Here is a 15580-nt window from a genome sequence, read left to right on the forward strand (position 1 = left end):
CCACACGGAGTGGGAGGCGTTCATCGACTGGAAGGCATGAGACATGGCTACGGGAACTGTGAAGTGGTTCAACGCGGAGAAGGGCTTCGGCTTCATCGCCCAGGACGGCGGCGGCCCGGACGTCTTCGCGCACTACTCGGCGATCAACTCCTCGGGCTTCCGTGAGCTCCAGGAGGGCCAGGCCGTGACGTTCGACGTCACCCAGGGCCAGAAGGGCCCCCAGGCCGAAAACATCAACCCGGCCTGACCCCGCACCCCTGCCCGAGGAATCACGCACACCGCGACGGTCACCCCCGCCGACTGCGCGTGCCGTGCTGCTCACCCGGACACGGGGAACGGTGACCGGCCCTCGGGAACTCTGCGGCCGAGGTCACGCCGGTCCCAGATTCACTCAACAGATCAGGGCCGCCCAGCCGTTGCTGCGCGGCCCTGATGCTGTGCACCACAGATCCTGTTGACGCTCGGCACGGGACCCGGCCGCTTCGAGCGTCGTCCCGTGCTCGCACACCTCGCCGTTCGCTGTGCCGATGGGCCTGGCCACGACGCGATCCTTGGACGTAGCCGGGCGGAATGCCCGTTCGGAAGTCCTGATCGTTCCCATGGCCGGCCGGCCGGCCGGTCTGCTCGGCTTCGACGGGCCCAATTGACGGCAGTGTCGACGAGGGCCGGAGTCGAAACGGCTGCGGACCACGATGCCGACGACGTGGATGTCAGGTTCGCGACCGACCTCCCGGAATGGCGTTCGGGTGCCGCCTTCTAGCATGGCCCCATGGCCCCATGATCGCCGGTGATGCCCAGGAGTCCGAGAGGGGACGAGGAGCCGTGTCCCGCGACGCCGCTGAAGCCGAACATGTTCACGGCGCCTCACGGAGCGAGGAGAGTCGGGAAGACCGGCCGCCGGTCGGACCGGACGGCGATGAAGCAGAAAAAGAAGTTCATCCGGTTGCCGCTCTGGTCAAGCGGGCGGCCGACCTGGCCGAACCGATCAAGCCGAGGCTGCGTGGCTGGCTCCATGCCGCGATGGTCCCTGCCTCACTGATCGCAGGCATCGTTCTCGTCTGTCTGGCTCGCACCCCGCAGGCGGCCCTGGCCTGCGCCGTGTATTCGGTCACCGCCTGGATGCTGTTCGCAACGAGCGCGATCTACCACCGTGGCACTTGGGGGCGGCTCGGCGAGGCACTCCTGCGACGTCTCGACCACGCCAACATCTTCCTCATCATCGCCGGCACCTGCACACCCCTGGCGGTGCTTCTCCTCCCGCCGGGCCAGCGGTCCCTGCTGATGTGGATCGTGTGGGCGGGCGCGTTGGCCGGTATCGCGTTCCGGGTCTTCTGGGTCGGAGCTCCGCGCTGGCTGTACACCCCGTGTTACCTCGCCCTGGGATGGGCCCCGGTGCGTTACCTGCTCGACTTCCTGCACACCGGGGGAGCGGCCGTACTCATCCTGATCGTGGTCGGCGGGCTCCTCTACAGCGCCGGCGCGGTGGTCTACGCCCTCCAGCGCCCCGACCCCTCACCCCGCTGGTTCGGCTTCCACGAGGTGTTCCACGCCCTGACCGTGGTGGCCTTCACCGCGCACTACATCGCCGTCTCCCTGGCCGCCTACTGACCGCGACAGCGTTCCGGCTGCGGCGGCTCGTCGCACGCGCCGCCACGCTGGTGCGCGACGGGCCGGGCGGTCGCCGAGGCATCGCGCCGCGCGTGAAGGTCGTCCGCCGTCCGGCCTGCAACTTGGCTGCTCTGAAGGGTGTGACGCTCTGTGGACAGGTAAGGAGGGAGGAGAACGCGACGCCAGCGGTCTTCAGCTGACCCGCGACAGAGGGGCTGCCGTGTTCGAGGCGCAAGACATCAGGGAATGGCGAGCCACGACGTGGTCGACCATGAGCAGCACAAGATCGGCGTCCTGGAGGCGGTCTACGTGGACACGGCCACAGACCAGCCCGCGTTCGCGACCGGCATGGTCGGCCTGCCGACCCGGCACCGGCTGGCGTTCGTCCCCCTGGGCGATGCGACGGTCGTCCATCTTGGCCTGCGCCTGGGCCGCCGTCGCAGGCGTCTCCCTCGGTGACGCGGTCAGCCGGGCAGCTGCCCCGGGCGGCCCCGCCCGGGGACCGGACGCAGCGGGATGCCGGAGCAGACATCGGGTCATCGCGCGGAAGGTGCCCGCCTTGCCCGTGACGGTGCGGAGGCATCGGTGAGGTCGGCGCCGGTGTTGGCGTCCCGCTCCGAGTGGTCGACGCCGTGCCAGTCCAGGCACATGACGGTCGCGTCGTCCTGTAGGTGGCCGTGGTTGGCGTCTACGATCGCCCCGATGAGAGTGCGGGCGGCCTCACGGGGGTGCAGCGCGCTGGTGCGCACGATCAGGTCCGACAGATCGAGACTGTTGGCATTGCGCTCCAGCATGCCGTCGGTCAGCATCACCAGCCGGTCGCCCGGCTGCAGGTCCAGCGACTGGACTCGGTAGGTGTGAGGGGCGTGGAAGCCGAACGGCATATCGATCTTCGGAGTGATCTCCTGCACTTTGCCGTTCCGCATGCGCAGCGGCCAGGGGTGGCCGGCGTTGATGAACTCGGTTGTGCCGTCGATCAGGCTGATGCGGAGAAGCTGACCGGTGACGTAGCTCTGACGGCCGTGCTCACGCATGGCCTGGTCGGCCTGGCGGGCCTGTTCGGCGAGGTCGGCACCGGAACGCCGGGCCCGGCGCAGGGCGCCCACCAGGAGGGTGGCCAGCAGCGCGGCGTCGACATCGTGGCCCATGGCGTCGGTGACGGAGAGCTGGACGGTGTCCCGGTCGATGACGTAGTCGAAGGTGTCACCCCCGACGTGGTCGGCCGGCTCCAGCGCCCCGGCCACGGCGAACTGCGCGGCCTCGCACGCCAGCGAAGCCGGGAGTAGCCGATGCTGGATCTCCGCGGCCAGGCTCAGCGGAGTGGTACGGCGGCCCCACTGGTAAACGTCGGTGAAGGACCGGTTCGCGATGACGATGTACGCCAGGGCGTGTGCGGTCTCACCGACCTCCCGCATGGTCTCCGCGTCGGGTGCCGCGGGCAGGAACAGTTCGAGGAGTCCGATGGCGTCCCCGCGGTTGGTCACCGGGGCCACGATCCGCACCAGCGCGCCCTCGCCCTTGTCCTCCACGCTCGGCCGCTGGGTGCGGATCACGTCGTCGTACAGGGTGCCACGCAGGGTGATGCGCCGGGCGGGTTCATCGGTGTCGACGCTGCCCGCCGCACCCAGCCGTACCACCGAGCCGCCGGTGAAGTCGGTGATGAGGAACGACACCGACGCGGCCCCGAGGTGCTCCCTGAGCATCCGCGCGACCACGTCGAGCGACTCCACGGGTGCCGCTGTCTCCGCTGCGGCCAGTGTCCCAGCCAGGGTCATCACCCTGCCCTGGCCACCCCGGTTCACGGGAGTGGGAACGGTCGGCCCACCGTGTCCTTCATGCTCGCGTGCGGTCACGGTGACTCCTCGCTGCTCGCTGGTCCTCAGGGCTTCCGCCCGGGTACGCGAGAGGCCGGCGCCGAGCCCGCTGCCAGGGAAGTGCTAGTGCACCACAGAGTGCCTGAACGGATGCGTCTTATCGGCCAACCATCCGTCGAGCGGTCAAGCCACCGGTCATGTCCGCGGGACTGAGATGCACCGGGCTGGATTGCGCACGACCTCGGCGGCCCGGCCTAGCACTCGGCCTCCCCACGACCGCGCGCCTTGGCTGTCGGTGTCGCCCCGGTGGTTCCCATGAAGCCGCTGCTCGGCGGCACGTGATGCGTGAGCGATGCGTGAGCGGATGAGGTGGCAGAGACCCATCACTGCGTGGACTGATCCCGGAGCAGTACCTGTCCTGACCTGGTGGTTTCGGACACCGAAGAAGGTTCCGGAACCATCCGGCAAGATCCCGCCCGGACTTGTAATGCGTAGGTCGTCGGTTCGAATCCGACAGGGGGCTCATCGCCAAGACCAGCTCAGACCCCGTCTGAGCTGGTCTTTTTCGTTCAGCGGATGTGGCGGTGGCGGTGTCCTTGAGTGCGCTGGGTGTGTGTGCGTGCGGGCCGGGCTCCCATCTCAAAGCACCGCCACGGCTCCGCAACTGGTGATCTACTGAAGAGACCGATCATGTGCAGGTACCGGCCCGCGAGCGCTCGGATCCCTCGGCGGACCGGCTGAACCGGTCCAGCGGCAAAATCTTCGCGGCCGGCGGCAATGGAAGGCCCACAGGACAACAGATGGATGAGCTGTTCGGCCGCGACGAAGAACGCGGCCGTCTCCAGTCACTGATCAATCGCGGCCGGACCGGCATGAGCGGTGCCCTCGTTCTCCGCGGGGCGCCGGGTGTCGGCAAGAGCGCCCTGCTGGACCATGTTCAGGCCGTAGCCGAGGGCAGCCATCAGATCCTGCGGTTTGATGCCGTCGATTCCGAGGCGGAACTCGGGTACGCGGCCCTCCACCACCTGCTCGCTCCTCACCTGTTTCGCCTGCCCCGATTACCACTTCCGCAGCGCAACGCGCTCGGGCGCATTTTCGGCCTGCAGGACCACTCCGCTCCTCCGGACCGTCTCCTGGTCGGGGTGGCGGCCTTGGGCCTGCTCACCGCGGCCGCCGCCGAACAGCCGCTCCTGTGTCTGGTGGACGATGCGCAGTGGCTGGACGAGGAGTCGGCCGTTGCCCTGGGCTTCGTGGCGCGACGCATGTACGCGGAGTCCCTCACCATGGTCTTCGCCGTCCGTGAGGGCATCGGATCAGCACCGGCTCTCCGAGGGCTGCCCTCGCTGCCGGTCGGCGCTCTTCCCGCGCGCTACGCCACGCAGTTGATCGAGGCGGTGGTGGACGGAGCACTCGACACCGAGGTGCGCGACCGGATCGTATCCGCCACAACAGGCAACCCTCTGGCCCTGATCGAAGCCGTCAGAGAGCTGAGCCCCGCCCAGTTGAGCGGCGTCTCGCCCCTGCCCGACCCCGTTCCACTGGGCCAGGCCATCGAGGATCTGTACGTACGGGAGACCCTGACCCTGCCGGCCGGCGCCCGGACCCTGCTCCTCGCGGCTGCCGCCGACCCCACCGCTGACCCCAATGTCCTCTGGCGCGCCGGAGTCCTCCTGGACTACGACACCGATGCCGCCGCCCCGGCGGAGGAGCAGAACCTCCTGACCATCCGGGATCGCGTCACCTTCCGCCATCCCCTCATCCGCGCGGCCGTGTATCACGCCGCACCCACCGCGCTCCGCGTCCGCACCCACGCGGTCCTCGCCGAGGTCGCCGGCGACCTCGGCGACGTAGACCTTCGGGCGTGGCATCTCGCGTCGGCGGCCACGCATCCGGACGACGCCGTGGCCAGGGAGTTGGAGGCCGCGGCGCACCGTACGCTCGGCCGCGGCGGGTGGGCGGCGGCCTCCACCCTCCTCGCCCGCTCCGCCGCGCTGACCACCGACCTGCCGTCCCGGGCGCACCGCCTGCTCACCGCCGCCGAGGCGAGTGTGGTCGCCGGGTCGCCCGGGCGGGGACAGACGCTTCTCGACGCGGCAGCGGCCTACCAGGCGGATCAGCACCACAACGGGCAGGTCCAACGTGTCCAGGCGCGCATCCATCGTCTTGCCGGCGACACGGGTGCGGCAGCGGACGCACTGCTCTCCGCCGCTCGCCAACTCGCCCCCGTTGACGTCCGCTTGGCCCGCGACATCCTGGTCGAGGCCGTGGTGCAGGCGCAGATCGGCGGGTCCCTGGCCCCCGCCGCCAGCAGTCGGCGTGCGGTGGCCCAGCTCATCCGGGACCTGCCCCTGCCCCCGGCGATGGACCGGACGCCGGGTGACACTCTCCTGGAGGCCGACGCCACGCTGCACATCGAAGGAATTGCCGCCGCAGCCGTTCAACTCCACCACGCCATCGACGAGGTACGTCAAGCTCCGGCGACGGCACCCGAATTGTTCCAGTGGCTTGCCGCGGCATGTGCCCACGCGACCCTGTTGGGCGACGACACGGCTCTCAACACCCTGGCGTGGCGGATGGAAAAGGAGGCCCGTACGCAGGGCGCGGCAATTCCGCTGGCCCTTGCCCTCAGTCACACGGCGCTCTCCGAACTCGTTGCCGGACGCATCCGGGAAGCGGAGATCCTCTTCGACAAACGGTCTGCCTGGGAAGAGGCGCGCGGCAGAGAAGATCACCTCGGGGCACTCCTCGTCGCGGCCTGGCGTGGCCAGTACACAACCGCTCAGGAACTGGACGAAATCGTCACACAGCAAGCCTCTCGTCATGGGCAGGGCTACCTCCTGGTATTCCGCGACTATGCGCGAAGCGTCGTCTCGCTCAGCCAGGGCCGCTATGCCGAGGCTCTCGGCAGCCTGGAGGGGTGTCTCGCGGAGAGCTCGCAACTCAAGTTCGCGGTCTGCGACATGGTGGAAGCCGCCGTCCGCTGCGGCAGACAGACGCAGGCTCTTTCCATACGGGACTACTTGCAGGATCTGGCGAAATTGACTTCCGTACCCGCTCTCCTGGGTGATCTGGCACGCGCCGACGCACTTGTTCTCGAAGACGACGCGTCGGCCGAACCGCTCTATCTTGAGGCGATTCGGCATCACGAGAACACGCGAGGCCCCGGGCGGCTCGCCCGCAGCCACCACCTCTACGGAGAGTGGCTGCGCCGGGGCCGCCGTACCAAGGAGGCCCGCCATCACCTCCGGTCCGCCCGCGACCTGTTCACGCGGATGGGAGCGGGGGGCTATGCGCTGCGTGCGGCCATGGAGCTGTCCGCGGCCGGCTCCTCGTCGGAAGCCCGGCACCACACACCCGCGACCGACAGCGAGAATCAGCTCACGACGCAGGAGTCCAGAGTCGCGCGGCTCGCCGCCGATGGCGCGACGAACGCCGAGATCGCCGCACAACTCTTCCTGAGTGTGCATACGGTCGATTATCACCTGCGTAAAGTGTTCAAGAAACTCGGAGTGCATTCCCGTCGAGATCTTCAGGAAAATCGGAAACACCTCGGTTCCTGAATTCCGGCACACCGGCGCGAATCCCGGAATTCTCGGGCCCGTGGACCCCGGGTTCGTAGTCACCGGACCACGCGGACTACGTACCGTACGGGATGACTGCACACGCGTTCTGCTGCACGATGGGAAGCGGCAAGCGACACCCGGCACGACAGACCACTGCGACGGGGAGATACCTCGCGAATAACCTGTTGGCCGCGGTCAGTTCGTTGCACATGCACACCAGGGTCCGTTGAACTATTTTCAAGCGGCCTGCTTCGCCGGCGAGTTCTGTCGGAACAGCGCCCGGCGTGCGGCCGCCGGCGGAAGGTGAATCGATCATGGCAGTCTTTACCACTTCTGACGGCACCGAGATCTTTTACAAGGACTGGGGGAGCGGTCGCCCCGTGGTGTTCAGCCACGGCTGGCCGCTCAACGCCGACGCCTGGGACGACCAGGCTCATCTGGTGGCGGGCAACGGCTACCGGGCCATCGTGCACGACCGCCGCGGTCACGGCCGGTCGGGCCAGCCGTGGAACGGCAACGACCTCAGCACCTACGCCGAGGACCTCACGCAGTTGCTGGAGCACCTCGACCTGCACGACGTGGTGCTCGTCGGCCACTCCACCGGCGGCGGCGAGGTGACGCGCTGCGCGGCCGGGCGGGCCGCGTCACGGGTGTCGAAGCTCCTGCTCCTCGGCGCGATCCCACCGCTGATGCTGAAGACGGAGAGCAATCCCGAGGGCCTGCCCATCGAAGTCTTCGACGGGATCCGCCAGGGTGTCCTCGATGATCGCTCCCAGTACTACTGGGAACTCAGCGCCCCGTTCTACGGTGCCAACCGAGAAGGCTCTCAGGTGTCCCTGGGGCTGCGTGAAGCCTTCCGGTTGTGGAGCCTGCAGGTCGGCATGAAGGGTGCGTACGACTGCGTCAAGGCCTTCTCGGAGACGGATCTGACCGAGGACCTCAAGCGCATCGACGTACCGACGCTCATCATCCACGGGGACGACGACCAGATCGTGCCCATCGTGGCGTCGGCGGAGAAGTCGGTGAAGCTCATCAAGGACGCCGAGCTGAAGGTCTATGAGGGGGCGCCGCACGGGCTCATGTCGGTCGCTCCCTTCAAGGAGCGGTTCAACGCGGACCTGCTCGGCTTCCTCGCCGACTGACCCGCGAGCGGTACCCCGGATCAGAGCCGGCACCCGACCGACCGCGGTGATGCGCGGCTGCCGCTCGCGCATCACCCGTCGACTCCCGCCGAGTTGCTGCCCTCCAAGCCTTCGACGCGGTGGGGGTGCCCCACGCCTTTGAGGCGGTGGGGGAGGGCGTGCCAGACCCCGCGTCTCCGACAGGGTCCGCCGTACAGGCCCCAGGACTGTGTCCCGTACGGCGGGAAGGACGCGTCGTCGGGAACAGCGGACTGCCGGAAAGTCCCCAAAGCGCAAGGCAGTTGGTGACAGCGCATGCAGCCAGAGAGGACGACATGTCCACCCCTGACCACGAGTACCAGAGCAGACTGGTCGAGACACCTTACGGACGCCTTCACGTTCGTGACGTCGGAGGCGATGGCTTACCCATCGTCGCCATGCACGGTTTTCCGGACGATTCCCGGATCTATGACCGCCTCATACCTCTCGTAGCCCCACGGCGCGTGGTGACCCTGGACTTCTCCGGCTTCGGAGGGTCCGACCGTGGCCCGTACGCCGCCCTTCAGCCCGGGCAGCGCGAGGCCGAACTCACGGCGGTACTCACGGAGTTGGGAATCGACCGCTGCGTTCTGGTCGGCCACGACGCGTCCGGGGCCGTCGCGGTCAACTTCACCCTGGACCACGCCGAGTCGGTGGACAGACTCGTACTCCTCAACTGCTACTACGGGGACGCCCCTTCCTTGCAGTTCCCGGAGCTGATCCGCCTGCTGGGAGACCCCGACTTCACACCGCTCGCCGACGCCCTCATGGACGACCCGAAGATGCGGGAATGGATCCTGGCGCACACCCAGACGCGGTTCGGGTACGCGGTCGGTGACCCGGACGGTGTGGTGGCGGCCTCCGTGGCCCCGCAGTGGTTCGGGGAAGGCACGCGGCCGGACGCACTCGTAGCGATCCGCGCCTGGACTGCCGCCCTGTTTCCCGACCTGGAGATCCAGAACCGCCGCATCGCGGACGGCGAGTTGAACAAGCTGACCGTGCCGGTCACCGTGGCGTTCGGCGAGGACGACCCCTACCTCAACCCCGAAGTCGCCCGGCACATCGCTCGCCACTTCCCCGACGCCACAGTGCACTTGATCAAGAACGCCTCCCACTGGCCCCAGTGGGAGCAGCCCGAGCAGACGGCCCGACTCGTTCTCGGAAACGGGAGCTGAATCCGCCGCACGCCTGATCCGCCGTCCAGCGCAGGCGGAGAGGGTGCGCGTCATGGATTTTTCAGAAGTCAGCCGGACCGACCGAGGGAAAAGGTGTGAACGACACACTGAGTCTGCCGACGGGGACTTGGCACAATGAGATCCTCGTGGCGATGCAGCAGACCGTGAATCCGTCCGTCGTGAACCACTGCATTCGCAGTTTCCTGTGGGCGCGCCTGTATGCGGAACACATCGGCGCTCTGGACGACGCGGCCTACGACGAGAACCTCCTCTTTGCCGCGTGCGTCGGACACGACCTTTCCACCGGAACTCTGGGCAAGGGCACTTCTCGCTTCGAGGTGGAGGGAGCCGACCTGGTTGCCGACATCCTGACCAGACACCATCTCGCCGCCGCGGACGTGGACCGGGTATGGGAGGCGATCGCCCTTCACACCTCCGACCAGATCGCTGAGCGGCGAGGCCTGATCACGCGGCTCACCTACGAAGGCATCTACATCGACTTCGGGAAGAATGCCGACCTCGTAACCGATTGGGCCACGCAAGTGCACCATGCGTTCCCCCGGCTCAAAATGGTCCGCTCGCTCACCGACGTGATCGTGGCACATGCGGCACTGAGTGAGAACGCGGTTCCTCGCTACGGAATCGCGTTCAATCTTGTTCGTGAGCGAGAGACCGACGGCGAGACCTTCATGGAACGCACGGTGAGCCAAGGACCTTGGGGAGAGTGAGGTATGTCATCGCACTCCACCCCTCACCGGATTGGACTGCGATGGACGGAATCCCGGCCCGTTCAGCTCTTTGCGGCGAACGATTCGATGTAGGCCAGGGCCCCGTACAGCGCGTCGCGCAGGGGCGTGGACTCGCCGGCCGCCTGGTCCAGCAGGGCTCCGCCCTGGAACGCGGCGGTGAGCAGGTGGGCGAGCGCGACCGGGTCGGCCTCCGGCCGTAGTTCGCCGCGCTCGCGCATCGCGCTCAGGCCGTGCTTGAACAGTTCCTGCCACCGCTCGAAGCCGTCGGCCACCGCGTCCCGGTGGGAGGGCTCGGTCTTGACGACCTCGGCGGCCAGCGAGCCGAATGTGCACCCGCCGCGCACCATGTCCTGCGAGGCGATGTAGGAGTCGGCCCATCGGCGCAGGGCGGCGAAGCTGTCCAACTCGCCCAGTTCGGGAGCCTGATGGCGGGCGACGATGTGATCGGCCTGCCAGGCGAGCACCGCGCGTACCAGGGAATCCTTGGTGGGGAAGTGGCGCGTCAGCTGTGAGCCGCTGACTCCGGCGGCCTCCCGGATCTGCTCGTTGTTGGTGTTCTGCGCGCCGTGTTCGTAGATCAGCTCGGCGGCCGCCCGGACGATGCGTTCGCGTGTGGCCAGGCCCTTGGCGGTCAGCTTCCGGGCCGGCGCTTCGCTGGTTGTGGTCATGGCCACGATCGTACCGCAAAAAAGGGCTTGACAGCCCATTCTGTGAGGTGTTCCCTGGAGGCAAGTCGAAAAAGGGCTGTCAGGCCCATTCTTCTGAGGAGGCGGACGGGATGTCCACACAGGTGGCACCGCAAGCGGTCGCGACGGCCGTGCACCACGCCCCGGCCCCGGCCGTCACCGAGGCCGGTCACCCGCGCCGGTGGAGCATCATGGCGGTGCTGGGTGCCGTCGCCTTCATGGCGCAGCTCGACTTCTTCGTCGTCAACGTCGCCCTCGACGGGATCGGCCGGTCGTTCCCGGGCGCGGGTGTCGCGAGCGTCTCGTGGGTGCTGTCGGCCTACGCCATCGTCTTCGCCGCCGTGCTCGTGCCCGCGGGCCGGATCGCGGACCAGTGGGGACGCAAGAAGATGCTGCTGTCCGGAGTGGCCCTCTTCACGCTCACCTCCGCCGTCGCGGCTGCCGCACCGAGTCTCGGCGTGCTGGTGGCGGCCCGCGCCCTCCAGGCCGTCGGCGCGGCGATGATCGTGCCGACCTCGCTCGGCCTGCTCTACCCGAGCTTTCCCAAGCGCCAGCACACCCTGGTCGTCGGCCTGTGGGCGGGCGTGGGCGCGATCGCGGCCTCGGCGGGCCCGCCCGTCGGCGGACTGCTCGTCACCCTCGACTGGCGGTGGATCTTCCTGATCAACGTCCCCGTCGGCATCGCCACCCTCGTCGCCGGCGCGCTGCTCCTGCCCGAGGTCCGCCAGCCCAGGGGCACCGCCCTGCCGGACCCGGGCTCCGCCCTCGCACTGCTGCTGGCCGTGAGCCTGCTGGTACTCGCCACCGTCCAGGGCCCGGGGTGGGGCTGGACGGACATCCGTACCGTGACCCTCTTCGCAGCGGCCGCACTGGCCGCCGCCGCGACCGTGGAGCGCACCCTGCGCGCCAAGGCACCGGTGATCGAGCGGCAGTTGTTCGCCGGCCGGCAGTTCACCGCCGCCACCGTGGCCCTGTTCCTGTTCTCCGCCGGCTTCGCCATCGTCCTGCTCAGCACCGCCCTGTTCATGCAGGAGGTCTGGCACTTCAGCCCGCTGCGCGCCGGCGTCTCCATCGCCCCCGCCCCGCTGGCCTCGATCGCCTTCGCCATGAACGCCGGCCCCATCCAGAACCGCTTCGGACGCACCCTCCCCGCCGTGACCGGCACGCTGGCCATGGCACTCGCCGCCGCCTACTGGCTCGCGACCGTGCACACCGCCCCCGACTACTGGGGCGCCATGTTCCCGGGCCTGATCCTGGTGGGCCTGGCCGGCGGGCTGGCCTGGGCGCCGCTGTTCGCCGCCGCCGGCACCCTCGCACCCGACCGCGCCACCACCGGCAGCGCCGTACTCAACATGAGCCGGCAGATCGGCAGCGCCGTGGGCGTGGCCGTGCTCGTCGCCTTCACACCCCACGCGGCGATCACCGGGTTCGACCACGCCTGGTGGGTCCAGGCAGGCGCCGGAATCGCCGCGGCGGCCGCGCTGATCGCCCTCCGGCCCCGCCGCACCCCCTGACCGCAGGGCCGCGCACACCGTGCGGCACCCGCCAACTCCCTTTCAGGAAACGGAGATCACCGTCGTGGAACGCAACCTTCTCGTCATCGGCGCCACCGGCAAGACCGGCCGCCACACCACCGAACTCCTCCTCCAGCGCGGGCACCGCGTCCGCGCACTCGTCCGCGGCCTCGACGCCCGCGCCGAGCGGCTCGCCGCCCTGGGAGCCGACGTCGTCGAAGGCGACGTCCTCGACCTGGACTCCCTGGCCCGCGCGACCAAGGGGATCGACGCCCTTTACTTCACCTACCCGATCCGCCCCGGCCTGATGGACGCCACCGCGAACGTGGCCCAGGCGGCGGAGGAGAACGGCGTCCAGGCGATCGTCAACATGTCGCAGGTCTCCGCCCGCCGGAACACCGCCAGCAACGCGGCACGCCAGCACTGGGTCGCCGAACGAGTCCTGGACCATGCCCCGGTCCCCGTCACCCACATCCGCCCGACCTTCTTCGCCCAGTGGCTGATCGACACCTGGGCCGACGGAACCGGCGAACTGCGCCTGCCGTTCGCCGACGGCCGCCACGCCCCCATCGCGGAAACCGACCAGGCGAAGGTGATCGCGGCCGTCCTCGAAGACCCCGCCCCGCACGCCGGCCGGATCTACCCGCTGTACGGCGCCGAGGAGCTCGACCACTACGAGATCGCCGAGAAGATGTCGAAGGCACTGGACCGCGACGTCACCTACGTGCCGATCGAACTCGACGAATTCGCCGCCATCCTGCGCGGGCGCGGCGCGCCGGACCACCTGGTCCAGCACCTGCTCGCCGTGGCCGTCGACTACCGCAACGGCGTCTTCGCCGGCACCAACGACCTCGTGAAGACGATCGGCGGCAGCGACCCCCTCACCGTCGAGGACTTCATCGCTCAGAACCGCGACGCCTTCAACCTGCCCACTGCCTGAAGAGGAGAAGTCAATGAGTGTCTGGTTCATTACCGGATCGTCCCGGGGCTTCGGCCTGGAGATCACCCGCGCGGCTCTCGCCGCCGGTCACCAGGTGGTCGCGACCGCGCGGAAGGCGGAAGCCGTCCGTGAAGCGTTTCCCGACGCCGGTGACGCGCTGCTGGCCGTGCCGTTGGACGTGACCGACCCACAGAGCATCCAGGCGGCCGTCGATGCGGCGGTCGAGGGGTTCGGCCGGATCGACGTCCTGGTCAACAACGCCGGCACCGGCCTGCTCGCCGCCGTCGAGGAGTCCGACGACGCGGCAGTACGCGCGCTGTACGAGACCAACGTGTTCGGACCGCTCGCCGTCCAACGCGCCGTACTGCCGGTGCTGCGCCGTCAGCGTTCCGGCCATGTGATCAACATCAGCTCCATCGTGGGGTTCGCCACCGCACCGGGCTGGGGCATCTACGCGTCCACGAAGTTCGCGGTGGAGGGCTTCACCGAGACCCTCCACGCCGAACTGGCCCCTCTCGGCATCCACGTGACGCTCGTCGAACCGGGCTTCTTCCGCACCGACTTCCTCGACCCCGCCAGTCTGAACTCGGACATCGACGTGATCGACGACTACGCGTCCACCGCGGGCGCGATGCGTGCCGCCGTCCCCTCCCTGAACCACGCCCAGCCCGGCGACCCGGCCAAGGCCGCACGGGCCATCGTCGAGATCGCCGCGACCCCCGAACCGCCCCTGCGCCTCCCCCTCGGCACCGACACCCTCCAGGCCTTCGACGCCAAGCTCGACGCCTTCCGCAAGGAGATGGACACCTGGCGCCACATCGCCCTCTCCACCGACCACGACTAGGACCAGCGGCGAAAGCATCGAGTTCGCCCGCATACGCGTGTTGTCCCGTTCGACAGGGGGCTCTGCGGCAACCCCGGGTCAGGTATCCGACCCGGGGTCTCTCCTTTCGGGAGGCTTTGGAACAGGTCTCCGTCAGTACGTCCCCAGTACGTCCTCCAGCGCGCCGACGACGTAGGACCGCCACCCTCCGCCCATGATCCGGTGGGCCATCCGCTGGGCCGGGTCGTCCGGGTCGAAGCCCTCGTGGACGAGGAAGAGGCGGGTGCCGTGGCCTTCTGGCTCCAGGGTCCAGGTGATGGTCCAGTCGGCGGTGTTCCCCTGGCTCTCGACGGCGTCCTGCCAGCGGACGCTCAGCATTCGCTCGGTGTCGTAGGCGAGGACCTCGGCCCGGATGGTGCCGGAGAAGTTGGTGTTGGGGCGGGGCACGGCGGTCAGCGTGTAGCGGTGGCCGACCTCCAGGCGGAAGGTGTCATCAGCCGCTCCGCGGCGGGCGCCGGGCATCATCCACTGGGCGAGCAGCTCGGGGTCGGTCAGGGCCCGCCAGACCTTGGCGGGCGGGTGGGGCAGGAAGTGATCGACCCTGATCGTGGTGAGGTCGTCCTCGTCCGGTCCCTCGGGCGCCCGGGGCATCGTCATGCCTCATCGTCCGGCATGCGGTCGAGCAGATCGCCGAGGCCCTTCAGCCTCTCGCGCCAGAACCGCTCGTACGGATGGAGCCAGTCCTGGACCTCCGCGAGCGGGGCCGCCTCCAGGCGGTAGACGCGCTGTCTGCCCCGGCGTTCCTCGGAGACGAGGCCGGCCTCCCGGAGCACCTTCAGATGTTCCGAGAGGCTGGGGCGGCGCATGTCGAAGTGGTCCGCGAGCGTCTGGACCGGCTGTGGGCCCTGGTCGCGCAACAGGCGCAGCACCTCGCGCCGCGTCGCGTTCGCGAGGGCGGCGAAGAGCCGGTCCTGGTCCTGGCTCTCGTCCTGGGCGCTCCGGGTGGCCACGTCGGTCAGAAGCCTTCCTTCTCGGTGAGCAGCATCAGGCCGTTGCCGTCGGGGTCCTGGAAGCCGGCCATACGTCCCCACGGCAGATCGGCCGGGCCGTCCACGGTCACTCCGGCTCGGGTGAGCCTGGCGCAGTCGGCGTCCACGTCGGTCGTGACGAACATGATCCCCCGTGCGGTTCCGGGCGTGAAATCGCCCATGCCGGGGCCGGAGAGGGTGAGCACGGTCCGGGCGCCCTTCGGGGCGACCTGGAGCCAGCGGCCGGGCGGCATCCGGAGGTCCGCGGTGACCTCGAAGCCGAGCACGTCCGTGTAGAAGCGGAGGGCCTTGTCCTGGTCGGAGACCGGGACCGTGACGAAGGAGGCGTGGGTGATGGTCATGCCGACCATGATGGGTAGGAGATTTCCTACCTGTCAAGCGTAGGGAATCCCCTACTGGTCGTCGTTCATGTGGACCGCCGGCCGTCGACGTGCTCCTGACACGGTGCCTGGTGAAGTGTCAGGATGCTGATGACAAGGGGCATTTGGGGGATTCATGC

The 15580-nt window shown here is 68.8% G+C and carries 15 protein-coding genes and 1 pseudogene; 10 read left to right on the forward strand and 6 right to left on the reverse strand.

All coding sequences use genetic code 11. The annotated features are described in order from the left end of the window. The first annotated feature begins 43 nt into the window (after positions 1-43). On the forward strand, positions 44-247 hold the full coding sequence (locus tag SSP08S_RS35650) for a cold-shock protein (protein WP_019072426.1): 204 nt from the start codon (positions 44-46) through the stop codon (positions 245-247). Between the two features lie 144 nt (positions 248-391). Here the strand turns inward: SSP08S_RS35650 and SSP08S_RS62010 are convergent, their stop codons facing one another. Continuing rightward, positions 392-541 (reverse strand): hypothetical protein, encoded by a 150-nt coding sequence (locus tag SSP08S_RS62010; protein WP_158697258.1) that lies wholly within the window; start codon positions 539-541, stop codon positions 392-394. Positions 542-822: 281 nt separating this feature from the next. Between SSP08S_RS62010 and trhA the strand changes: the two genes are divergently transcribed. Then, positions 823-1608 carry a PAQR family membrane homeostasis protein TrhA gene (trhA, locus tag SSP08S_RS35655; RefSeq protein ID WP_245608021.1) on the forward strand — a complete coding sequence of 262 codons (786 nt, stop codon included), beginning with the start codon at positions 823-825 and terminating at the stop codon, positions 1606-1608. 220 nt (positions 1609-1828) lie between these two features. Then, positions 1829-2016 (forward strand): annotated as a pseudogene (locus SSP08S_RS56515) (PRC-barrel domain containing protein); the annotation flags it as partial. Positions 2017-2144: 128 nt separating this feature from the next. On the opposite strand, the gene SSP08S_RS35665 reads toward SSP08S_RS56515, so the two are convergent. Continuing rightward, the gene (locus tag SSP08S_RS35665; RefSeq protein ID WP_026179115.1) at positions 2145-3383 is read right to left on the reverse strand and encodes a PP2C family protein-serine/threonine phosphatase; all 1239 of its coding nucleotides are present in this window, start codon (positions 3381-3383) and stop codon (positions 2145-2147) included. A gap of 839 nt (positions 3384-4222) precedes the next feature. Here SSP08S_RS35665 and SSP08S_RS56520 point away from each other — a divergent pair. From SSP08S_RS56520 to SSP08S_RS35685, 4 genes are all read left to right on the forward strand, one after another. Continuing rightward, the gene (locus SSP08S_RS56520; RefSeq protein ID WP_019072431.1) at positions 4223-6982 is read left to right on the forward strand and encodes an AAA family ATPase; all 2760 of its coding nucleotides are present in this window, start codon (positions 4223-4225) and stop codon (positions 6980-6982) included. A 317-nt stretch (positions 6983-7299) separates the two neighbouring features. Continuing rightward, the gene (locus SSP08S_RS35675) at positions 7300-8127 is read left to right on the forward strand and encodes an alpha/beta fold hydrolase (RefSeq protein ID WP_026179116.1); all 828 of its coding nucleotides are present in this window, start codon (positions 7300-7302) and stop codon (positions 8125-8127) included. Positions 8128-8543: 416 nt separating this feature from the next. Further along, positions 8544-9320, forward strand: coding sequence for an alpha/beta fold hydrolase (locus tag SSP08S_RS35680; protein WP_158697259.1), 777 nt, complete (start codon positions 8544-8546; stop codon positions 9318-9320). Between the two features lie 95 nt (positions 9321-9415). Further along, positions 9416-10048, forward strand: a complete 633-nt coding sequence (locus tag SSP08S_RS35685) for an HD domain-containing protein (RefSeq protein WP_019072434.1) — start codon at positions 9416-9418, stop codon at positions 10046-10048. 62 nt (positions 10049-10110) lie between these two features. Here the strand turns inward: SSP08S_RS35685 and SSP08S_RS35690 are convergent, their stop codons facing one another. Beyond that, positions 10111-10737 carry a TetR/AcrR family transcriptional regulator gene (locus SSP08S_RS35690; protein WP_019072435.1) on the reverse strand — a complete coding sequence of 209 codons (627 nt, stop codon included), beginning with the start codon at positions 10735-10737 and terminating at the stop codon, positions 10111-10113. A gap of 110 nt (positions 10738-10847) precedes the next feature. On the opposite strand from SSP08S_RS35690, the gene SSP08S_RS56525 reads away from it, so the two are divergent. From SSP08S_RS56525 to SSP08S_RS35705, 3 genes are all read left to right on the forward strand, one after another. Then, the gene (locus SSP08S_RS56525) at positions 10848-12269 is read left to right on the forward strand and encodes an MFS transporter (RefSeq protein ID WP_019072436.1); all 1422 of its coding nucleotides are present in this window, start codon (positions 10848-10850) and stop codon (positions 12267-12269) included. 64 nt (positions 12270-12333) lie between these two features. Then, positions 12334-13209, forward strand: a complete 876-nt coding sequence (locus SSP08S_RS35700) for an NmrA family NAD(P)-binding protein (protein ID WP_019072437.1) — start codon at positions 12334-12336, stop codon at positions 13207-13209. Between the two features lie 13 nt (positions 13210-13222). Next, on the forward strand, positions 13223-14053 hold the full coding sequence (locus SSP08S_RS35705; RefSeq protein WP_019072438.1) for an oxidoreductase: 831 nt from the start codon (positions 13223-13225) through the stop codon (positions 14051-14053). A 132-nt stretch (positions 14054-14185) separates the two neighbouring features. On the opposite strand, the gene SSP08S_RS35710 is transcribed toward SSP08S_RS35705, so the two are convergent. Genes SSP08S_RS35710 through SSP08S_RS35720 form a run of 3 tightly spaced genes read right to left on the reverse strand, consistent with a single transcriptional unit; the run spans position 14186 to position 15422 of the window. Continuing rightward, positions 14186-14689 carry an SRPBCC family protein gene (locus SSP08S_RS35710; RefSeq protein ID WP_019072439.1) on the reverse strand — a complete coding sequence of 168 codons (504 nt, stop codon included), beginning with the start codon at positions 14687-14689 and terminating at the stop codon, positions 14186-14188. Then, a complete protein-coding gene (locus SSP08S_RS35715) occupies positions 14686-15042 on the reverse strand; it encodes an ArsR/SmtB family transcription factor (protein ID WP_019072440.1) in 357 nt (118 codons plus the stop codon). Before SSP08S_RS35715 ends, SSP08S_RS35710 begins: the two co-directional genes overlap by 4 nt. A gap of 5 nt (positions 15043-15047) precedes the next feature. After that, positions 15048-15422: a VOC family protein gene (locus SSP08S_RS35720; RefSeq protein WP_026179118.1), complete on the reverse strand. Its 375-nt coding sequence runs from the start codon at positions 15420-15422 to the stop codon at positions 15048-15050. Between the last annotated feature and the right edge of the window lie 158 nt (positions 15423-15580).

This window comes from Streptomyces hokutonensis (genome assembly GCF_000376565.1).
Classification (GTDB): domain Bacteria; phylum Actinomycetota; class Actinomycetes; order Streptomycetales; family Streptomycetaceae; genus Streptomyces; species Streptomyces hokutonensis.

Bases quoted from the DNA above. Each gene is read 5' to 3' on its own strand.
- SSP08S_RS35650 (WP_019072426.1), top strand. From the start codon at position 44: ATGGCTACGGGAACTGTGAAGTGGTTCAACGCGGAGAAGGGCTTCGGC.
- SSP08S_RS35665 (WP_026179115.1), bottom strand. From the start codon at position 3,383: ATGACCCTGGCTGGGACACTGGCCGCAGCGGAGACAGCGGCACCCGTG.
- SSP08S_RS56520 (WP_019072431.1), top strand. From the start codon at position 4,223: ATGGATGAGCTGTTCGGCCGCGACGAAGAACGCGGCCGTCTCCAGTCA.
- SSP08S_RS35675 (WP_026179116.1), top strand. From the start codon at position 7,300: ATGGCAGTCTTTACCACTTCTGACGGCACCGAGATCTTTTACAAGGAC.
- SSP08S_RS35680 (WP_158697259.1), top strand. From the start codon at position 8,544: ATGCACGGTTTTCCGGACGATTCCCGGATCTATGACCGCCTCATACCT.
- SSP08S_RS35690 (WP_019072435.1), bottom strand. From the start codon at position 10,737: ATGACCACAACCAGCGAAGCGCCGGCCCGGAAGCTGACCGCCAAGGGC.
- SSP08S_RS56525 (WP_019072436.1), top strand. From the start codon at position 10,848: ATGTCCACACAGGTGGCACCGCAAGCGGTCGCGACGGCCGTGCACCAC.
- SSP08S_RS35705 (WP_019072438.1), top strand. From the start codon at position 13,223: ATGAGTGTCTGGTTCATTACCGGATCGTCCCGGGGCTTCGGCCTGGAG.
- SSP08S_RS35710 (WP_019072439.1), bottom strand. From the start codon at position 14,689: ATGACGATGCCCCGGGCGCCCGAGGGACCGGACGAGGACGACCTCACC.
- SSP08S_RS35720 (WP_026179118.1), bottom strand. From the start codon at position 15,422: ATGACCATCACCCACGCCTCCTTCGTCACGGTCCCGGTCTCCGACCAG.